The sequence below is a fragment of the Orrella sp. 11846 genome (assembly GCF_048820935.1).
GTDB lineage: Bacteria > Pseudomonadota > Gammaproteobacteria > Burkholderiales > Burkholderiaceae_B > Algicoccus.
This window is the reverse complement of record NZ_JBMERD010000012.1, coordinates 34,783-54,120: the sequence shown is the minus strand read 5'-3', so window position 1 is coordinate 54,120 and position 19,338 is coordinate 34,783. Positions and strand designations below refer to the sequence as shown.

The 19,338-nt window shown below is 50.2% G+C and carries 17 protein-coding genes and 2 pseudogenes; 13 read left to right on the top strand and 6 right to left on the bottom strand.

Translation table 11 applies throughout. From position 1 onward, the window contains the following. Positions 1-10: 10 nt before the first annotated feature. The 3 genes from ACOI06_RS10870 (at position 11) to ACOI06_RS10860 (ending at position 2,130) form a co-directional block, all read left to right on the top strand. Entirely contained in the window at positions 11-655 is a 645-nt protein-coding gene (locus ACOI06_RS10870) for a 50S ribosomal protein L25/general stress protein Ctc (RefSeq protein WP_420662600.1), read from the top strand. A 99-nt stretch (positions 656-754) separates the two neighbouring features. Beyond that, complete coding sequence (gene pth, locus ACOI06_RS10865; protein WP_420662599.1) at positions 755-1,369, top strand: aminoacyl-tRNA hydrolase; 615 nt, start codon at positions 755-757, stop codon at positions 1,367-1,369. Beyond that, positions 1,366-2,130, top strand: coding sequence for a type II CAAX prenyl endopeptidase Rce1 family protein (locus tag ACOI06_RS10860; protein ID WP_420662598.1), 765 nt, complete (start codon positions 1,366-1,368; stop codon positions 2,128-2,130). The genes pth and ACOI06_RS10860 overlap by 4 nt, the downstream gene beginning before the upstream one ends. Before the next feature lie 11 nt (positions 2,131-2,141). Here the strand turns inward: ACOI06_RS10860 and ACOI06_RS10855 are convergent, their stop codons facing one another. Further along, positions 2,142-3,716, bottom strand: coding sequence for a class I adenylate-forming enzyme family protein (locus tag ACOI06_RS10855; protein WP_420662597.1), 1,575 nt, complete (start codon positions 3,714-3,716; stop codon positions 2,142-2,144). Between the two features lie 300 nt (positions 3,717-4,016). On the opposite strand from ACOI06_RS10855, the gene ychF reads away from it, so the two are divergent. Then, positions 4,017-5,108, top strand: a complete 1,092-nt coding sequence (gene ychF / locus ACOI06_RS10850) for a redox-regulated ATPase YchF (RefSeq protein WP_420662596.1) — start codon at positions 4,017-4,019, stop codon at positions 5,106-5,108. Between the two features lie 317 nt (positions 5,109-5,425). On the opposite strand, the gene ACOI06_RS10845 is transcribed toward ychF, so the two are convergent. Then, entirely contained in the window at positions 5,426-5,809 is a 384-nt protein-coding gene (locus tag ACOI06_RS10845) for a hypothetical protein (protein WP_420662595.1), read from the bottom strand. A gap of 160 nt (positions 5,810-5,969) precedes the next feature. Between ACOI06_RS10845 and ACOI06_RS10840 the strand changes: the two are divergent. The 3 genes and pseudogenes from ACOI06_RS10840 to ACOI06_RS10830 all read left to right on the top strand — a co-directional run. Then, a pseudogene (locus ACOI06_RS10840) lies at positions 5,970-6,380 on the top strand (cell filamentation protein Fic); the annotation flags it as partial. Between the two features lie 294 nt (positions 6,381-6,674). Then, positions 6,675-7,103: a zinc ribbon domain-containing protein gene (locus tag ACOI06_RS10835; RefSeq protein WP_420662647.1), complete on the top strand. Its 429-nt coding sequence runs from the start codon at positions 6,675-6,677 to the stop codon at positions 7,101-7,103. Positions 7,104-7,150: 47 nt separating this feature from the next. Beyond that, positions 7,151-7,246 (top strand): annotated as a pseudogene (locus ACOI06_RS10830) (transcriptional regulator); the annotation flags it as partial. A 78-nt stretch (positions 7,247-7,324) separates the two neighbouring features. Here the strand turns inward: ACOI06_RS10830 and acnA are convergent. From acnA to ACOI06_RS10810, 4 genes are all read right to left on the bottom strand, one after another. Further along, positions 7,325-10,006, bottom strand: a complete 2,682-nt coding sequence (gene acnA, locus ACOI06_RS10825; protein WP_420662594.1) for an aconitate hydratase AcnA — start codon at positions 10,004-10,006, stop codon at positions 7,325-7,327. Positions 10,007-10,015: 9 nt separating this feature from the next. Next, positions 10,016-10,996: a Bug family tripartite tricarboxylate transporter substrate binding protein gene (locus ACOI06_RS10820; RefSeq protein ID WP_420662593.1), complete on the bottom strand. Its 981-nt coding sequence runs from the start codon at positions 10,994-10,996 to the stop codon at positions 10,016-10,018. Positions 10,997-11,233: 237 nt separating this feature from the next. Further along, positions 11,234-11,872 (bottom strand): Bug family tripartite tricarboxylate transporter substrate binding protein, encoded by a 639-nt coding sequence (locus tag ACOI06_RS10815; RefSeq protein WP_420662592.1) that lies wholly within the window; start codon positions 11,870-11,872, stop codon positions 11,234-11,236. Positions 11,873-12,196: 324 nt separating this feature from the next. Further along, a complete protein-coding gene (locus tag ACOI06_RS10810) occupies positions 12,197-12,637 on the bottom strand; it encodes a Bug family tripartite tricarboxylate transporter substrate binding protein (RefSeq protein ID WP_420662591.1) in 441 nt (146 codons plus the stop codon). A 308-nt stretch (positions 12,638-12,945) separates the two neighbouring features. Here ACOI06_RS10810 and ACOI06_RS10805 point away from each other — a divergent pair, with 308 nt between their 5' ends. From ACOI06_RS10805 to ACOI06_RS10780, 6 genes are all read left to right on the top strand, one after another. Then, positions 12,946-13,623, top strand: coding sequence for a GntR family transcriptional regulator (locus ACOI06_RS10805; protein WP_420662590.1), 678 nt, complete (start codon positions 12,946-12,948; stop codon positions 13,621-13,623). 144 nt (positions 13,624-13,767) lie between these two features. Beyond that, complete coding sequence (locus tag ACOI06_RS10800; RefSeq protein WP_420662589.1) at positions 13,768-15,345, top strand: ABC transporter substrate-binding protein; 1,578 nt, start codon at positions 13,768-13,770, stop codon at positions 15,343-15,345. An 81-nt stretch (positions 15,346-15,426) separates the two neighbouring features. Further along, on the top strand, positions 15,427-16,413 hold the full coding sequence (locus ACOI06_RS10795; RefSeq protein WP_420662588.1) for an ABC transporter permease: 987 nt from the start codon (positions 15,427-15,429) through the stop codon (positions 16,411-16,413). Next, positions 16,414-17,325 carry an ABC transporter permease gene (locus ACOI06_RS10790; protein WP_420662587.1) on the top strand — a complete coding sequence of 304 codons (912 nt, stop codon included), beginning with the start codon at positions 16,414-16,416 and terminating at the stop codon, positions 17,323-17,325. Further along, positions 17,325-18,305, top strand: coding sequence for an ABC transporter ATP-binding protein (locus tag ACOI06_RS10785; protein ID WP_420662586.1), 981 nt, complete (start codon positions 17,325-17,327; stop codon positions 18,303-18,305). The genes ACOI06_RS10790 and ACOI06_RS10785 overlap by 1 nt, the downstream gene beginning before the upstream one ends. After that, the gene (locus ACOI06_RS10780) at positions 18,302-19,315 is read left to right on the top strand and encodes an ABC transporter ATP-binding protein (RefSeq protein WP_420662585.1); all 1,014 of its coding nucleotides are present in this window, start codon (positions 18,302-18,304) and stop codon (positions 19,313-19,315) included. Before ACOI06_RS10785 ends, ACOI06_RS10780 begins: the two co-directional genes overlap by 4 nt. The last annotated feature ends 23 nt before the right edge of the window (positions 19,316-19,338 follow it).

Sequence of the window (19,338 nt, the reverse complement as noted above, 5' to 3'; positions counted from 1 at the left end):
GTATTTTTAAATGGAATTTACAGCAACCCAACGCGCCGTTCAGGGATCGAGTGCGAGCCGCCGCCTGCGTCGCGCCGGACGTGTGCCTGCGATCGTTTACGGTGGCACAGCACCAGCTTTAAACATTGAGCTTGATCACAACGAGATCTACCATGCACTGCGTAAAGATGCGTTTCATGCATCGATCCTGAGCATGTTGCTTGATGGCAAGAAAGAGCAAGTCATTCTGCGTAACGTGCAATGGCACCCCTACAAACAACTGGTTTTGCACGTTGACTTTCAGCGCATTAGCGCCAAACAAGCGATCAGCACCAAAGTGCCTCTGCAATTCATCAACGGTGACGAGTCACCTGCAGTCAAACTTGAATCTGCAGTGATCAGCCACGTGATGACCGAGTTGGAAATCGAATGTTTGCCAGCTGATCTGCCCGCATCGATCGAAGTGGATCTGGGTAACCTGACAGTCGGTGGCACAGTCAACTTGGCTGACATCGAATTGCCTGCAGGCGTGACCTACTTGTCACGTGGTGGTGATGAAAACCCACTGTTGGCTCAGGCTATCTTGCCAGCAGCTGCACGCGGTGCAGATGACGAAGATGTCGAAGCAGATGGGGATGAAGAAAGCACGGGTGAGGATTCTTCAGACGAGTCCTGATTCGCTGAATCAGTTGGGTTGTGTTTCTTTAGCGCAACCCAAGACCATCCCAGCCCCACTGACGATCTGTTGGTGGGGTTTTGTTTTTTTAGGGCAAACATGAGTGAAAGTCGAATTCGTTTAATCGTTGGTTTGGGTAATCCAGGCCCGGACTATGCGCAAACACGTCACAACGCGGGTTTTTGGGCGGTTGACCGTTGGGCGGATCGTTTAGGTGCTTCTTTACAACCCAATAAGAACTTTTTTGGTGAAGCAGGTTCGGCACGCCATCGGGGACAAGCGATTTGGTTGCTCAAGCCTCAGACCTTTATGAACCGGTCGGGTCAAAGCGTGTCGGCCTTAGCTAAATTCTACAAATTCAAACCAGAAGAAATCCTCGTTATTCATGATGAGTTGGATTTGCTACCCGGTCAGGTGCGTTTGAAGTTTGGCGGTGGCCATGCGGGCCACAATGGATTGCGTGATATTCAGTCCGCGCTGGGTGGCCCCGGGTTTTGGCGGTTACGCCTTGGGATCGGTCATCCGCGCAGCTTAGGCTTGCAACAAAACGTGGTGGATTTTGTATTACATAGACCTCGCCAAAGAGAATTAGAAGCGCTACTTAAAGCGATCGACCGTAGTGAACAAGTGATTGATCGGATTTTAGATTCGGAGATGGAGAAAGCCATGTCTGAATTGCACCGTGATACGCCGATGGCACAGGACGAGTCATGAATGGCCGAGAGGGTCAGAAGGCGCTGACCTGGGCTCAGCAGTGGCGATTGTTTATTCAATTTTGCCGACACCCACACCTTAATCCTCGTGTACGCCAGATCTCGACGGGTGCGGGTTGGTATCGGGATTGGGTAGCGGGTCCTATTTGGATGGATGCCTTGAAATGGGCCACGACGCTGTGGATCATCAATCTTTTTGTGATCGGACCTTTGGTGTTGATGGTCGCTGCCAAATCAGGGGCAACACATGCCATTAACCCAAAAGCCTTGCCGTGGTTTTTAGCCATATTTTGGGCTCCGTTTTTTGAAGAAATGCTGTTTCGATACGGTTTGCGCCGACCAGCAACAGTTATTTGGCTACTGCCATTGCTGGTTTTAGGTATCTGGCAGGGGGCTGGCTGGGTTCAGGTCATGCTTTTTGTGATGGCGCTGTTTCTGGTGTTTCGCACAGCCAAACAAACGGTGATGCCATCGCCCCGGGCACGTCGCTGGCTACGAATGTATCGAGCGCAGTTTTGGTGGATTTTTCATCTGGCGACTCTTTTATTTGCCGCCGTACATCTCTCAAACTTTACGTTCAGTAGTGTGCAGTGGTGGATGTTGCCGGCACTTGTTTTACCCCAATGGGTGACCGGCTTGGTGTTGGGCTGGTTTCGGGTGATGAAAGGAATCGGACCGGCGATCCTGTTGCATAGCTTATTTAACGCCGGTCCGATGGTGCTGGTCTGGTGGATGATGCGTTCTATGCCAGATTTGTCCTGAATCGGTTGTGTTCAGCCGTCTTGATGCAAGACACCATAGGTTTGCGCAAAGATGTCACGTAATTCGCGTTTAAGCACTTTACCAATCGGATTGCGTGGCAACTGATCAATAAAAACAATTTGTGACAAACGTTGCATTCGACCGAGACGCGCGTTCACCCACTGAAGCAACGTGTTTTCATCTAGATTGGAATTGGGCTTTAAAACGACATAACCGACAGGTGTTTCTCCCCAGCGTGTTGAGGCAACACCGATCACTGTGCACTCAAGCACATCAGGATGTTCGATGAGTTCTGCTTCAAGATCTTTTGGATAAATATTAAACCCGCCTGAAATCAACATGTCTTTTTTACGATCACCGAGAATGAGGAAACCATCCTCATCGAAACGACCGACATCACCTGTGCGAATGAATCGATGCCCATCACTGGAAAACCAGAACGCATCTCGGGTCTGTTCAGGCTGTCGATAGTATTGATTCATCATGGCCGCAGAGCGGCCCACGATCTCGCCGCTTTGACCTTGCGGCAATTCATTGCCCTCATCATCAATGATGCGGATGTCGCTGCCCGGTGCAACGCTGCCCACGGTGTGTAGTTTGTCTGGATGGTCGTGCGCATGGAGTTCACAACGGCCACCACCCTCAGTCATACCGTAGATTTCAATGAGTTTGCCTGGCCAGTGTTTCAGGGCGCGCGCCATGAGTTCGGGCGAGAAGGGGGCACTGGTGCTGGTTTTACACTGAAAACTCGTCAGATCGTATTGATCAAACGCTGGGTGATCTAAGATCCGCTGATATTGAATCGGTACCAAAATAGTGTGGGTTGCTCGGTATTGATGACAGAGCTCCAGAAAAGTTTGGGCATCGAACTTGTCCATGACAATGACCGTGGCACCGATGGCCAACGACGGCAAAACGGCAACGAGTGTCGTATTCGAATAAAGCGGGGTTGCGGTAATAACCACTGAATCAGGACGGTAGCCATTGATCCAGCCTCTTTGCGTATGAGACCAACGCATACCATGTGGTTGCACAATGCCTTTGGGGACACCTGTTGTGCCGGAGGAGTAAATCAGATTAAACGGCGTGTCTGGTTGGGGCTGATACGGTTCGGGCTCGGTGCCGGTGCGCAACCACTGTGACCAAGGAGTGGCCACGGAAGAATCATCAATGGCAATGCGGTGAAGATTGGCGTGATGGCGTTGCTCAGGCCAGGCTTGATCACAAGACTGGTCGAGAAATAACCATTGCGCTTGACTGTTGTCGAGCATGGCATCTAGATGAGCGGATTTTGCGGTGATTGGTAAGGGTGCCACGATACCACCTGCCCGGACAATCCCCATGTACAAAGCGACATAACGAACCGTGGAGGCGGCACAAATTGCCACAGCTTGCCCAGGTGTCAGTCCCTCGTGCTGTAACGTAGCTGCGATTGCATCAACTAGAGGGTCGAGCTCTCCGTAAGTGATCATGGTGTCGTTTTGACGGATAGCAGGATGCTCGGGGCGCGCAAGTGCGGCGAGCTTTAAAAGCTCAGGCAAAGCCTGAAAGTCATTTTCTAGACGATTTTCAATAGGCATCTTCATGGGCATGACGAATGAAACGACCTCTGTGGGTGAAGTTAAATTGAGCTTTGAGCAAGTTAACACGATGGCTGACTAGAAAAAGCAGCATGATCGTTACAAATGCCACATCTGATTCCCGTTCGTGAGGATTGCCTTGGTTACAATACAGCCATCAAAAATAATCTATGTGCGCCGTTCAATACGCGAAATGCCACGAATCTATATGAATTGTGTAATTTTGAGCGTCTGAGCGCAGTTCATCGGATGTGCCCACCTTCGAGTCAAGATGTGCATCTGATGTCGAATTTCCAAGGAAAATGAATGAGCTTGAAATGCGGTATTGTTGGCTTGCCTAACGTCGGTAAGTCCACTTTGTTTAATGCCCTGACCAAAGCAGGGATTGCGGCAGAGAACTATCCTTTTTGCACGATTGAACCCAACGTCGGGATTGTGGAAGTGCCCGATCCACGATTGGATGCTTTGTCTGAAATCGTAAAGCCCGTGCGTGTGTTGCCAGCGACAGTTGAGTTTGTGGATATTGCAGGTCTTGTGGCTGGTGCTAGCCAGGGTGAAGGATTGGGCAACCAGTTCTTGGCGCATATTCGTGAAACACACGCCATTGTGAATGTGGTGCGTTGCTTCGAAGATGAAAACGTGACACACGTGGCTGGGCGCATCGATCCGATTGCTGACATCGAAGTCATTGAGACAGAGCTTGCGCTGGCCGACCTGCAAACTGTTGAGAAGTCGCTTCATCGCTATCAAAAAACAGCTCGTTCTGGCGACAAAGAAGCACAGAAATTGGTTACGGTGCTCGAACGTTGCGTGAAACATCTCGATCAAGGGTTGCCCATCCGTGCATTGGATTTGAGCGACGATGATCGTGACATGTTGTCACAATTGCATTTGATCACCGCAAAACCTGCAATGTACGTGGGGAACGTGAGTGATGACGGGTTTGAGAACAATCCGCTCTTAGAGCGCTTAGAAGCCTATGCCAAAGAGCGTGGCGCACCGGTTGTTGCAATTTGTGCAGCGATTGAAGCTGAAATTGCTGAACTCGATGATGACGACAAAGCCATCTTCCTACAGGATATGGGTATGGAAGAGCCGGGTTTGAACCGTTTGATTCGTGCAGCTTTCAGTCTTTTAGGCTTACAGACGTACTTTACCGCCGGTGTCAAAGAAGTCCGTGCTTGGACCATTCCGGTGGGTGCCACTGCACCACAAGCGGCTGGTGAAATTCATACAGACTTTGAGCGTGGATTTATTCGCGCGCAAACAATCGGTTATGACGATTACATCGCTTGCAAAGGTGAGCAGGGAGCCAAAGAAGCCGGAAAAATGCGCTCTGAAGGTAAAGAGTACATTGTGAAAGATGGTGATGTACTGAACTTCTTGTTTAACGTCTGACGATTTTTGCTGGATCTCGGTGACGCTCAGTAGCGCTTGGTGGACAGATTAGACCGTTTTAAATCAATGGGTTGCATAAATAATACGGTCTGCTGAGCATTCCTATTGTTTATCGAGGTCTGAAAAATTCGGAGGGCGTTGGAGGTGCTCGTGTTCAACCGTGGGGGTACATCTCCCCACAGTGGAGTCCAACGATACCCGAGAATCTACTCACCGACGCCAAGATCAGGTCGGCGAAATCGACTGATCGAGATTGGAAACTTTCAGACGGCGGGGGGCCTGTTCCTGCTGATCAAGCCAGTCTTTGCGCTCAGATCCTACCGCACGAAAGAGTCCCGCATCAGGAAGTACGTGTCGCCGAAGTTCGATGGGATGCTGATGAGCGACATTGTCGTCAAGCAGATTCGGCCATCTTCGAGTTCGCGGTGGTGCGTGGTTTGGTCGAGACCAATCCGACCCCCAGTCTGCGCGGGCTGCTGCGCTTGCCGTCCAGACGAAGCGACGGATGCCGAGTGGGATGAGTTCGACTTTAAGGATGCACTCTGGCGTCGACCTGCGGCGAAGATGAAAGCGAGGCGTGACCATGTCAGTCCGCTGTCGACGCAGGCCATTTCCTTTGCCCGAGGATGATTGCTGGGGAATGAGGTAAACAATGGATTAAATGTGGTAATTGTGAATTGATTGCCCCTTTTGAGATTCATGTCGCTCATTTCCTTCTTGGTCGGCTATACGAGCCTCTCACGACTGATCCAATGATCAGGAAATGAGGTAGTCAAACATAGGTAAAGAGGTATTTTTAGAGACAATACCCCATTTATAATCTATGAATACCTCATTTATACGGTTTAGGATTGCATTTCCATGCACTCGCTCACACCCGAGTACCTTGCCGCACTTCGCTTCGATGGCACTCAGGCCGCCACGTTGCGCACACTGGGTGAGTATTAAGGTAAGCAGTAACTCTACGTCGTGCAGTCGCCCGAAGCCCTCAAGGGTCTACGCCAGATCGCGGTGGTGGAGTCCACTGAGTCGTCTAATCGGCTGGAAGGTGTTGTCGTGGCGCCCTCGCGGCTGAAGTCTCTAATCATCCGCAACGCAACACCAAAGAGCCGTTCCGAACAGGAGATCGCCGGCTACCGTGATGCACTGGCGCTGATCCACGAGTCCGCCACGCACATGCCCTTCAGCGAGGGTGTTGTGCTGCAATTACATACCCTCCTGTACCGCTATATGCCGCAGGCGGGCGGGCGCTGGAAGCCAGTTCGCAAGGATGGCACCTGGGGCGGCACGACGTTAAGTCCTGGCTTAATTACTTCTGGGTTGCCTTACTGCGAGCTTACCGTGAGTTTGAGCGAATTGCTTGCGCAACCTCGTTCATTCATGTGCGAGTCAAGCAAGCTCATTAGTTTTTGGTTTGTTAGCGGCTTTAGCCGTTCCCAATGACTTTGCGCATCAAACGAGCAGAGCCATCGTCGATGGAAAAGAAACAGTGATTGTGCTAGAGGACTTAAAAACTTCTAACATGACTCGCAGACCAGCCCTCAGCAAAATGAAGCCGGTCAATATCTGCCGAATCATGCCAGTCAAAAAGCCGGCTTAAATCAGGCGATCTTAAACGTCGGCTGGCATCAAATCGAAGTCTGCATTAGCTACAAAGCACACAAAGAAGGTAAAGCAGTTTTTAAAGTTGCTCCCCACAGCACCAGTCAGGAGTGCGCCCAGTGTGGCTACACTCACCCAGACAACCGCAAAACTCAATCAAAGTTTCAATGCGGTCAATGTGAGCATGCTGACAATGCCGATCAAAACGCATCAATGGTGATTAAGAAAAGAGCAATCAGGTTAATTAAGGACACTGGAACGGTGTTGTCAGAGAAAGGGGTTCTAATGCCGTTCTCTGATACTGGGCGTGGAGGAAAGCGTCAGACTAACAAAGCGCAAAGCAATGTTAGCCGCATCCAAAGAAGCATCAAAAAAGAAAAAATAGCAGCTTAGCTGTTGTTTTGGAAGCTCGCTGCTTTAGCGGCGAGTAGTTCACACAATGGGAACGTGGTGATCGGAATCACCGAGGCCCCGCATTGGTATTGCTTAACGTCATTGAGCGAAATCCAAAGGCAGTTATCGAGGCATTAGCCTGAAAATACTGAAACTCATCTGGGGGTCTCTCACCCTGATTGCTTGATGTTAATTGCAACTAGGGTAGAGAGGCTTCAGTTTTAAGCGTGAAGGATGCGATCAAGCATGGTGGGTAGGATGCCACCTTTACGCCAAACGGCTTCTTCATGCGCTGTGTTCAGACGGGCCAAGAGTTTGATGTCTTGCGTTTGTCCATCGGTTTGTATACGACAGTTCAGCCAGCTCTGTGGTGCGAGCTTATCTGGGATTTCTATATCAAACGTGCTGTGTGCCGTGATGCCCAGACTTTGCCTTGTCACACCGGGTTCAAACTGCAAAGGTAAAACCCCCATGTTGACGAGGTTGGAGCGGTGGATGCGTTCAAAGCTACCCGCTAAAACCGCTTGTACGCCGAGCAGACGAGTGCCTTTTGCGGCCCAGTCGCGTGATGAACCTGTGCCGTATTCCATCCCAGCGACGACGACAACAGGTTGTTTGATCGCAAGATAGTGCATTGCCGCATCATAAATCGAGGCGACTTGTCCTTGCGGTTCGATGAGCGTACAGCCTTCTGGACCCTGTGGCAGCAACTCATTGTGTAAACGTCCTCCGGTGAATGTGCCGCGCATCATCACTTCATGATTGCCACGGCGAGCAATGAAGGTGTGTAGGGCGGATTTGGGCACACCACTGGCAAGTAAGTATTGCCCTGCAGGTGTTTCTGGGCGAATACCATCGGCCGGAGAAATGTTGTCTGTCGTCACGCTGTCACCTAAAACCAGAAGCGGGCGTGCACCTTGTAGGCTGCGACCTGTGATGGGTGGACGTTGTTCAACATAGGGCGGGCGCCGTACGTAACTGCTGTCAGCATCCCAGTCATAGAGCGTGCCACGTTCGTTGGGTAGCGCATTCCAACCTTCATCGCCCTCGGTGATGTTTTGATACTGCGTTCGGAATCGATCGGGAGTGACGCACTGTTTTTCAATGGCTTTGATTTCAGTGTTGCTAGGCCAGATATCTGATAAATAGACTGGCGCACCATCAGGGGTGTAAGCTAGCGGATCTTTGGTGAGATCGATTCGCACACTACCTGCAATCGCATAAGCAACCACTAGAGCAGGTGAAAGCAAATAATTGGCTCTGGCGAGTGGGTGAATGCGCCCTTCAAAGTTCCGGTTCCCTGATAGCACTGCGGAGACGGTGAGCTTGCGTGTTTCGATGTCTTGTTGAATCTCTGGTGCCAGAGGGCCTGATCCACCACCACAACTGGCGCATCCATAACCTGCTAAATGAAAGCCCAACTGATCCAGATCGTCTTGTAAGCCGCTCGCAGCGAGATAGTCGCTGACAACACGCGAGCCTGGTGTGAAAGAGGTTTTGACCCAAGGACGTGCATTAAGTCCTTTTGCGACAGCTTTTCTGGCGAGCAGCCCAGCGGCAATCATGGCGCTGGGGTTCGAGGTGTTTGTGCAGCTGGTGATTGCGGCCAAGATGACTGCACCATGATCCAGTTGAACTGTCTTTGCTGTTGGGGCAGGTGTATCTTCTGCTGCAGGACAGGCTGACAGAAACGATGCTGGAATGCCCGACAGGTTGACATGCTCGTGTGGTCTGCGGGGACCAGCTGCACTAGGTTCGATGGTGGAAAGATCTAACTCGATAACGCGAGAAAAAGCAGGTTCGGGTGAGTTTGCGTCACGCCATAAACCTTGGAGTTTGCAATACGTTTCGACAAGTTCAATTGTGGCTTCGTCTCGACCTGAACGGCGTAAATAATCGATTGTAGTGGCATCGACTGGGAATAAACCACAGGTCGAACCATATTCGGGTGACATGTTGGAGAGCGTCGCACGGTCTTCTAAGGTCAGCGCATCAGTGTCTAGTGCGGGTCCTGTGAACTCGACAAAACTTTCAACCACTTTGGCTTGGCGTAACTGTTGTGTCAGAGTGAGCACAATGTCGGTTGCGGTGACGCCAGGTTTAGGACGATTAATGAGTCGCACACCAACGGTTGCCGGCAAAATGAATGGCAAAGGTTCGCCAAGCATAGCGGCTTCAGCTTCAATGCCGCCCACACCCCAGCCTAAAACACCAATCGCATTGATCATGGCGGTATGGCTGTCTGTGCCGACCAAAGTGTCTGGGTAAGCAAGCGGTGGGTTCTGTGTTTCATCAACAAACACGACGCGGGCCAGTGCCTCAAGATTGATCTGATGCAAAATGCCTGCGCCGGGCGGCACAATTGATAAGTTTTTGACGGCGCCTTGTGCCCACTTTAAGAAGGTATAGCGTTCGCGATTGCGCTTGTGCTCTAAAGCGACATTCAGAATAGGCGCATCATGACGACCGGCATAATCCACTTCTAATGAGTGATCCACAATGAGTTCAACCGGAATTCGAGGGTTGATGGTGGTTGGATCGCCGCCGGCCTGAGCCATGGCGTCACGCATGGTCGCCAAATCGATCAGAGCAGGAATGCCACTGACGTCTTGGGCCATCACACGAGCCAGCATGAGCGGGATATTGTCTTTACCAACACGTTGCGCATAGTTTTGCAGAATTTGTATCGGTAGTTCTGTACCCACATCATCGCGCTGCGCGTGACGCAACAAGTTTTCTAGAATGATGCGGATGGCATAGGGCATAGCTGACAAAGGGGCGCTTGCCTGATCGGCCAAGATATTTAAATCGTAATATCCGAACTGTCCTTGCGAAGTCTGGAACTGACGATAGCAAAGCGCTTGAAGTGCAGCTGGTGTGATGGACGTGGTTTGATCGTTCATGTGCCTAACTTACTCCGCTTTAATCCCAGTCTTTTGAATGACGTTTTTCCATTGCGCAATGTCGTTCTCAATTGTTTGTTGAAACTCTTCTGGCGAGCTTCCGACAGCTTGACTGCCTTCCGCGGCAATGCGTTCTTGCATTTCAGGCATTTCAAGGACTGCTTTCAATTCAGCATTCAGTTTGGCCACGATTTCTGGTGGAATTCCTTTGGGACCCGCAACGGCATGCCATAAGTCTGATTTAAATTCAGGTACGCCTGCTTCTTTAAATGTCGGTACATCAGGTAGAGCCGGAATCCTGTGATCGGCGATGGCTAGACCCACGGCACGTTGGTCATTGATGATGGGAACAACAATCGCGACTGAAGAAAACATGAGATCGATTGTGCCACCCAGAACATCTTGTAGTGCCGGACCCGTGCCTTTGTAAGCGATGTGGTTGAGTTTGACGCCTGCCAAGTCGGTCATGTGCTCCATGCTCAAGTGTGTGATGCCGCCGACCCCAGACGATCCATACGTGATTTTTCCGGGTTCTTTTTTAGCAATTTCGAGCAGATCAGGTAAGTTCTTGGCGGGCAAACCGTTTCGACCTACCAAGATCAGTGATTCACGCTTGAGTAGGCTAATCGGTTCGACATCTTTAATCGAGTCGTAGGGCAATTCACGCAAAGCTGCATTGCAGGTGTGACTGCTGGAGAGCATGAGTAAGGTGTAGCCGTCTGCGGGCGTACGTAAGGCATAGCTGGTGCCGATACTGCCGCCTGCGCCTGGTTTGTTTTCAACAATGACAGGTGACCCCATACGTTCGGTCAGCAGCTTGGCGATCTGACGGGCGGTCAGATCGCCTCCCCCGCCGGCTGCTAACGGCACAATAATCTTGATAGGGCGATTTGGATAATCACCCAACCCCTGCGCCAAAATGGCAGGTGCTTTTGCGCTTAAAGAAAGTGCACCGAGTGAGGCAATGAAATGGCGTCGGCTGATTGTCATGGCTGTCTCTCCAGTTGGATTGTGAGGATTTATTTATTTTGTCGACAATTTTATAACATTATAGACAAAACTTTTTATCGTCAATAAAAAGGCGGTGACTTATTCCAGTGCTACGTTCTGGATTGGCGCATCATGACGCCAGCCGAACTTCCCCGGAGGAATCTGAAAATGGCGATCACAAAACGCTTGAAGTTCGGCTGATGTTATGGGCGTGATGTGATCGTTCATGGGTGTCTCTTACTCCGCTTTAATACCGGCTTTTTGAACAACATCTTTCCATTGAGCAATGCCTTGTTCAATTGTTTGCTGAAGTTCTTCTGGAGAACTTCCGACAGCTTGACTGCCTTCTGCAGCAATACGCTCTTGCATTTCAGGCGTCTCGAGTACAGCTTTCAATTCAGCGTTGAGTTTGAGCACGATTTCGCGTGGAATGCCTTTGGGGCCGGCGATGGCATGCCAAAAGTCTGATTTAAATTCGGGTATGCCCACTTCTTCAAAAGTAGGAACGTTGGGTAAAGCTGGAATTCGGTGGTCAGCGATCGCCAGTCCGAGAGCGCGTTGATCATTAATGATGGGGGCGATTGCTGTAACAGAAGAAAACATCAGGTCAATCGTGTCGCCCAGAATGTCCTGCAAAGCGGGTCCCGTCCCTTTATATGCGATGTGATTAAGTTTGACGCCAGCCAAGTCGGCCATGCGTTCCATACTCAGATGTGAAATGCCGCCGACGCCAGAGGAGCCATAGGTAATTCTTTCGGGATCTTTTTTGGCAATCTCAAGTAATTCAGGTAAGTTTTTGACGGGTAAGCCGTTTCGACCGACTAGTACGAGCGATTCACGTTTGAGCAAACCGCTTGCGCAACCTCGTTCATTCATGCGCGAGTCAAGCAAGCGAGTTTGTTTTCAACTGATGGGTTTTATTCTGATAAAATTATGCTTAGTAAATTAAGATTGCTCTCAACTAAACCAGTCAGGAGTGCGCCCAGTGTGGCTACACTCATCCAGATAACTCTGAATACGCTGACAGTGCAGATAACAACGCACCTATGGTCATTAAGAAAAGAGCAATCAGGTTATTTAAGTACACTGGAACGGTGTTGTCAGAGAAAGGGGTTCTAATTCCGTTCTCTGATACTGGACGTGGAGGAAAGCGTCAGACTAATAAAGCGTAAAGCAATGTTAGCAGCATCCAGAGAAGCGTCAAAAAAGAAAAAATAGCAGCCTAGCTGTTGTTTTGGAAGCTCGTTGCTTTAGCGGCGAGTAGTTCACTAAACTAATTGGCTCAATGTCTTGAATCGAATCATAGGGTAGTTCGCGTAAAGCCGCGTTGCTGGTGTAGCTGCTCGAGAGCATGATCAAAGTGTAGCCGTCCGCAGGTGAGCGTAAGGCGTAGTTAGTACCGATGCTGCCGCTCGCGCCAGGTTTGTTCTCAACAATAACAGGTGAACCCATGCGTTCAGTCAGTAGTTTGGCAATCTGGCGAGCGGTCAGGTCGCTACCGCCGCCAGCGGCTAACGGCACAATGATTTTGATTGGACGATTGGGATAATCACCTAATCCTTGCGCCAGAATGGCAGGAGCTGTTGCGCTTAAAGAAAGTGCACCCAATGAAGCGATGAAATGGCGTCGGCTGATTGTCATGGCGTGTCTCTCCGAATTGGTTGTGAAAAATTATTTTGTATTGTCGACAATTTGGGAGTATTGTAGACAAACAATTTTGCCGTCAATGAAAAGGCGCTGACTTGTTCTGGTGCTTAAAACGGAAGTTGGCATAAGGGCGAGTTTGGCTTAAATTTATCTAAGTTGGCGTCAAGTTTTATCCTGAAATTGCTATCAGTTTGAAACAGCACAAGATGCCAATTTCATGAACGTATTTAGACAAATCTAAGTGGTAATCGTCAAATACAGTGTGTATCCGATTACAAGTCAATGATGAAGGAAGATGCAGAATGTCACAGAGTTTTTCACCGATTGATGAGGGCATGATGCGTCTGTCAGTCGATGATGTAATTGATCGCATTGAAAACTTGATTTTTCATGGTGAATATACCGCCGGTATGCGTCTGCCCGAACAAAGGCTTTGCGATACGTTCGGCGTGGGTCGGGGTGTTTTGCGCGAGGCGATTCGCACGTTAGAAGGGCGTGGCCTGCTGGTTCGTGTGCCGAACGCAGGGGTTAACGTGGTCGATTTATCCATTGATGAGATCGAGCAGCTGATGACGATCCGGGAGTCGTTAGAAGGGATGGCCGCCCGTTTGGCCGCTGAATATATGACCTTACATGAAGTGCGGCAATTGCGTGCGGCAGCTCAAGATTTGGAGCAATTAGGGACTCAAGCTTCAGAAGCCATTTTTAGCGTAGAAGCGCAACAGGATTTTCACCGTTTGATTGTTCTGGGGAGTCGCAATAAGTGGATTATTAATTTGCTGTGTCGTGATTACTATATTTTGATGCGCTTATGTCGAATGCGAGCTGGGAAACTACGGCGTGACCGTCCAGAAATCCATGATGAACATCTGAAGATTGTTGATTGCATTGAGCGCAGAGATGGAGATGGTGCAGAAGATTTGATGCGTGCTCATGCGCGCCACAGTCGTGAGCGACTTTTGATGGCGTTGCGAACATAGGCATCGATTTGGTGAGAAAACGTTTGTTATAGCTTAAAGATATTTGCTTATCGGGGTTGGTGTTTGCGTTGATTGACGGGTACTATCCGCATCAGGCACTATTACCAAACGATCTTTCCTAAGAAAACGAACAGGATACTAGTCATGAAGCGTCAAAAATTACTTACAGCAGCGTTAGCGGCTGCGCTGTTGGTGCCCGTTGGGCTACAAGCTAAAACTTTGCGATGGGCCAGTCAGGGCGATATTCTGACCTTGGATCCCCATGCACAAAACGAAGGGATGACCATTGCTGCCAGTAGCTATGTGTACGAACCCTTGGTGGAATACGACAAAGACTTTAATCTGGTCCCAGCACTGGCCGTCGCTTGGGAACAGCCAGATCCCAATACTTGGCGCTTTAAGCTGCGTGAAGGTGTGAAGTTCCACGATGGTGCACCTTTTACCGCAGATGACGTGGTGTTCTCGATTGAACGCGCCATGGCACCGACTTCTAACTTTAAAGCCTATGTGAATGGCGTCAAGGGTGCCAAGAAAATTGATGATTACACCGTCGAGATTGAGACATTTGGTCCGAATCCGATTTTGTTGCGTCAGCTGACCAACGTTTTCATCATGAATAAAGACTGGTCCGAGAAAAACAATGTGCTTCAGCCTCAGGATTTCTCTGCCAAACAAGAAACATTTTCTGCGCGCAATACAAATGGCACCGGACCTTATAAGCTCGATAGCCGTGAAGTCGATGTCCGTACAGTCTATTCAGAAAACGAAAATTGGTGGAACAAGGCTAATAAACAGGGTAACGTCACCGAAGTGATTTATACCCCCATTAAACAAAACGCCACACGAACCGCAGCTTTGCTGTCAGGCGAAGTGGACTTTGTGCTTGATCCGCCTGCACAAGATCTGAAACGACTGAGCGAACAAGCCAAAGTCGTTGAAGGCAACGAATACCGGACGATTTATCTGGGTCTGGACCAGGCAAGCCCTGAGTTGAAATATAGCTCAGTGAAAGGTAAAAACCCGTTTGCAGACCCTAAAGTGCGCGAAGCCCTGTACCTGGCCATTGATGTCGATGCAATCAAACGTGCGGTCATGCGCGGTTCTTCATCACCCACCGGCACAATGATTGCGCCTCAAGTCAATGGTTGGAGCGAAGCGTTGTCTGAGCGTGTTCCTGCCAATCTGGATCGTGCGAAAGCCTTGTTGCAAGAAGCAGGTTATGGCCCTGGTGAACTTGATTTCACGCTTGACTGCCCAAATAACCGTTATATCAATGACGAAGCCATTTGCCAGGCGATCGTTGGTATGTGGGCTAAAGCTGGCGTCAAAGCCAACCTGAATGCCATGCCGCGTGCAACGTATTTCCCCAAAGTTCAGTCTTATGATTCAAGTGCTTACTTGTTTGGATGGGGTGTGCCAACGTTTGATGCGCTTTACACCTTGCAAAGCTTGATTCGCAGTAAAGGTGAGGGTGCTGATGGTTCATTTAACTTTGGTCAGTATTCAAATCCCAAAGTGGATGAGCTCATCGACAACATTAAGACTGAAACCGATGATGCCAAGCGCACCGCACAAATTCAAGAAGTGCTGAAACTGCATGCGGCTGACTTTGGGCATATTCCTTTGCATGATCAGGTCATTCCCTGGGCCATGGGTAAGAATGTGGATGTAGTGCACCGTGCAGACAACCGTCTGACACCACAATGGGTGACAGTGCATTAATTCTGAACTGTTCACAACCTTATCCTAACGACAGGAGCCACGCCGACTGTTGAATAAACGGTCGGTGTGGCATAAACACTCATGTTGGTATTCATTATTCGCCGTTTGTTGCAGGCTGTTCTGGTCATGCTGGTTGTCAGCTTGCTGGCGTTTATTCTATTCCGTTATATCGGTGACCCTGTCACGATTATGCTCGGTCAGGATGCCACGGATGCGGATCGCGCGGCACTTCGTCAAAGCCTAGGTCTGGATCAGTCGGCATTTGTCCAGTTCATTCGCTTTGTGGGACAAGCCGTGCAGGGCGATTTTGGTTTGTCTTTACGTCAAGGACAAAGCGTTGGCGAATTGCTCAAGAGTCGCTTGCCCGCGACGGTCGAATTGTCTGTGGTGGCGGCTTGTTTGGCATTGTTCATTGGTCTGCCGCTAGGGATTTATACGGCGTTACGCCGTAACGGATTGGGCGCGCAGGCAGTTCTGGCGTTCTCTTTGCTGGGTATTTCATTACCGACCTTTCTGATCGGTATTTTGTTGATTTTGATTTTCTCGGTCCAATTGGGCTGGTTGCCAAGCTATGGGCGTGGAGCCGTGGTGCATTTTGGATGGTGGACGAGTGGATTACTGACTTGGGACGGCTTAAAGCATTTGATTTTGCCAGCAATTACCTTGTCACTTTTTCAGCTGACATTGATTTTGCGTTTGGTGCGCTCAGAAATGCTCGAAGTGTTGCGCAGTGATTACATTAAGTTTGCGCGCGCTCGTGGGCTCAGTCAGCGGGCCATTCATTTTGGCCATGCACTTAAAAACACACTGGTGCCGGTGATTACGATCACCGGATTGCAGCTCGGCGGCATCATCGCATTTGCCATTGTGACGGAAACTGTGTTTCAGTGGCCAGGCATGGGGTTACTCTTTATTCAGGCGGTCCAGTTTGCGGATGTGCCGGTGATGGCAGCCTATTTGTGTTTGATTGCACTTGTGTTTGTGATTATTAATCTCATTGTCGATTTGTTGTATTTTGTGGTGGATCCTCGCCTGCGCGTGGGACTTGGGAAGGCAGGAGGACACTAAATGAGTGCATTGACGCGTTGGTGGGATAGTGATGTGGCCTGGTCTTGGCGCCACTCCCCGATTGCCGTTCTGGCGACGATTATTTTGGTACTACTCTTGATTGGTGCGTTTGGTGCGCCCTGGGTCGCACCCCATAATCCGTTTGATTTGGCGACTGTGGATTTGATGGATGCTTTATTGCCACCAGTCTGGGAGACTGAAGGGACATCCACTTATTTGTTGGGGACAGATAGTCAGGGGCGCGATTTGTTTTCTGCGCTGCTCTACGGTACCCGAATTTCGTTATTGATCGGGTTTGCTTCGGTGGCTTTGGCCATGTTGTTTGGCGTTGTGCTGGGGTTGATTGCGGGCTATGCTGGCGGGCGTGTGGATGCCGTGATTATGCGTGTGGCAGACATTCAATTGTCTTTCCCAGCTATTTTGATTGCGTTGTTGATCGACGGTGTGGCACGCGCTGCAGTCCCTCAAAACCTACTTGATGTCATCGCTTTTCCTGTGCTGATTGGGGCAATTGCCTTAGCAGGCTGGCCGCAATATGCGCGTACTGTGCGAGGCTCAACCATGGTTGAAAAAAACCGTGAATATGTGCAGGCGGCTCGCGTGATTGGCGTGTCGCGCTATCGCATCATGTTTCACCACGTGTTGCCAAATGTGTTGGGGCCCGTTTTAGTGCTCGCAACGGTACACCTGGCAACAGCCATCATTACAGAAGCAACCCTGTCCTTTCTGGGCGTAGGCGTGCCGCCGACGTCGCCGTCGCTGGGAACCTTAATTCGCGTGGGCAATGATTTCCTGTTCTCAGGCGAATGGTGGATTACGATTTTCCCGGGTGTGATGCTAGTGCTATTGGTGTTGTCCGTGAACTTACTAGGTGACTGGTTGCGTGACGCTTTAAATCCGAGGTTGAATTAATGACTGACAGTCTGTTGCGCGTCAATCAGTTATCGGTGGAGTTTCCGACTCGACGCGGAGTGCTCAAGGCACTTGATGAAGTGTCTTTTTCCATTGATGCTGGTGAAATCTTGGGTGTCGTGGGTGAGTCGGGAGCGGGTAAGTCGCTCACCGGAGCTTCTATCATTGGATTGCTTGAGCCGCCAGGTCGTATTTCTCATGGTGAGATTTTTCTGAAGGACGAACGTATTGATCGCCTCAATGAAAAACAAATGCGTCAGATTCGCGGTCGACGGATCGGGGCGATTTTTCAGGATCCACTGACCTCACTCAATCCGCTGTACACAGTCGGTCGACAGTTAACAGAAACTATTCAGACGCATTTGCCACTCTCGGGTGCGCAAGCGCGTGATCGTGCCATCGCTTTATTGGAATCGACTGGGATTCCTGCAGCACGTGAACGAATTGATCACTACCCCCATCAGTTTTCAGGGGGAATGCGTCAACGAGTCGTGATTGCACTGGCTTTGGCGGCAGACCCTGAACTGATTGTGGCTGATGAGCCCACAACCGCACTGGATGTATCGATTCAGGCGCAGATTATTGATTTATTGAAAGACTTGTGTCGTTCTAAAGGCACGGCGGTCATGCTCATCACGCACGACATGGGTGTGATTGCAGAAACTGCAGATCGGGTGGCTGTGATGTATGCAGGGCGCATCGTTGAAATAGGTCCGGTACGCGATATTATTCGGAAACCATCTCATCCCTATAGCAGTGGGCTGATGCGATCCATCCCGACGCTTGATGCGAGTGTTGAGCGTCTTGAGCAGATTCCTGGGAGCATGCCGCGCTTAAATGCCATTCCGAAGGGCTGTGCGTTCCATCCGCGCTGTGCGCAGGCGATGCCGATTTGTTCGCAGCGTCGCCCTGAATTACAACCCCATCTGAATGGGCAAGTGGCCTGTTGGCTGCATGTGGATGAAGAGGCGCGATCATGACGACTAAGACAACGCCTTTGTTAGAAGTGACGGATGCAGCACGCTGGTTTGACGTGTCACCATCTTGGCTAGAGCGAGTCATTTACCGTAAGCCCAGAGTGATGTTGCGCGCAGTCGATGGCGTGTCTTTCACGCTGAATCAAGGGGAAACGCTGGCCCTAGTGGGTGAATCGGGTTGTGGTAAATCGACGGTCGCCAGAATGCTGGCAGGACTGTATCCATTAACCCGTGGTTCGATCCGTTTTGAGGGGCAAGAGCTCTCCAGCATGAATAGCGCACAGCAATTGGCGCTGCGCAAACGTTTGCAAATGATTTTTCAAGATCCGTATGCAAGCTTAAATCCACGTTGGCGCGTGTCTCGTATTATTGCTGAGCCGTTGCAAACTCATACTAACCTGAGCAAAGAAGCACAGCAGACACGTGTCGCAGAATTGCTGGAGCAGGTGGGTTTAAGTGCAGATGACCGGCATCGCTACCCACACCAGTTTTCGGGCGGACAACGCCAACGGATCTCGATTGCACGTGCATTGGCACTCAACCCTGATTTTATTGTCTGTGATGAGCCAACTTCCGCGCTGGATGTATCGGTTCAGGCGCAGGTGCTTAATCTGATGAAAGATCTGCAGCGTGAGCTTGGTTTGAGTTATCTATTTATTTCGCATAACCTTGCTGTTGTGCACCACGTGGCAGATCGGGTTGGCGTCATGTATTTGGGGCGTATTGTGGAAGTTGCCTCAAGAGACGACATCTTTAGCCAGCCCCTACATCCGTATACGCAAATGCTGCTGGGTGCGATTCCGGATATGAGTGGCAGTGGTGAGAAGCGCATTCCCGTGGCCGGTGAAGTGCCCAACCCTTTGAATCCACCTTCTGGTTGCACCTTTCATCCGCGCTGTCCACTGGCTGATGAGCGCTGTCGGCAAGAAAGCCCAAAGTTACGAATGGTTCACAATACTCAGGTTGCGTGCCATCATGTGGATAAGACCTTTTCGACTAAAAACCTGTCCTGACAAAACTGCCGTCTAGGAGGAGA

Bases quoted from the DNA above. Each gene is read 5' to 3' on its own strand.
- ACOI06_RS10855 (WP_420662597.1), bottom strand. From the start codon at position 3,716: ATGAAGATGCCTATTGAAAATCGTCTAGAAAATGACTTTCAGGCTTTG.
- ACOI06_RS10795 (WP_420662588.1), top strand. From the start codon at position 15,427: ATGTTGGTATTCATTATTCGCCGTTTGTTGCAGGCTGTTCTGGTCATG.
- ACOI06_RS10870 (WP_420662600.1), top strand. From the start codon at position 11: ATGGAATTTACAGCAACCCAACGCGCCGTTCAGGGATCGAGTGCGAGC.
- acnA (WP_420662594.1), bottom strand. From the start codon at position 10,006: ATGAACGATCAAACCACGTCCATCACACCAGCTGCACTTCAAGCGCTT.
- ACOI06_RS10790 (WP_420662587.1), top strand. From the start codon at position 16,414: ATGAGTGCATTGACGCGTTGGTGGGATAGTGATGTGGCCTGGTCTTGG.
- ACOI06_RS10805 (WP_420662590.1), top strand. From the start codon at position 12,946: ATGTCACAGAGTTTTTCACCGATTGATGAGGGCATGATGCGTCTGTCA.
- ACOI06_RS10815 (WP_420662592.1), bottom strand. From the start codon at position 11,872: ATGAATGAACGAGGTTGCGCAAGCGGTTTGCTCAAACGTGAATCGCTC.
- pth (WP_420662599.1), top strand. From the start codon at position 755: ATGAGTGAAAGTCGAATTCGTTTAATCGTTGGTTTGGGTAATCCAGGC.
- ACOI06_RS10785 (WP_420662586.1), top strand. From the start codon at position 17,325: ATGACTGACAGTCTGTTGCGCGTCAATCAGTTATCGGTGGAGTTTCCG.
- ACOI06_RS10810 (WP_420662591.1), bottom strand. From the start codon at position 12,637: ATGACAATCAGCCGACGCCATTTCATCGCTTCATTGGGTGCACTTTCT.
- ACOI06_RS10780 (WP_420662585.1), top strand. From the start codon at position 18,302: ATGACGACTAAGACAACGCCTTTGTTAGAAGTGACGGATGCAGCACGC.
- ychF (WP_420662596.1), top strand. From the start codon at position 4,017: ATGAGCTTGAAATGCGGTATTGTTGGCTTGCCTAACGTCGGTAAGTCC.
- ACOI06_RS10860 (WP_420662598.1), top strand. From the start codon at position 1,366: ATGAATGGCCGAGAGGGTCAGAAGGCGCTGACCTGGGCTCAGCAGTGG.
- ACOI06_RS10800 (WP_420662589.1), top strand. From the start codon at position 13,768: ATGAAGCGTCAAAAATTACTTACAGCAGCGTTAGCGGCTGCGCTGTTG.
- ACOI06_RS10845 (WP_420662595.1), bottom strand. From the start codon at position 5,809: ATGAATCTCAAAAGGGGCAATCAATTCACAATTACCACATTTAATCCA.
- ACOI06_RS10820 (WP_420662593.1), bottom strand. From the start codon at position 10,996: ATGACAATCAGCCGACGCCATTTCATTGCCTCACTCGGTGCACTTTCT.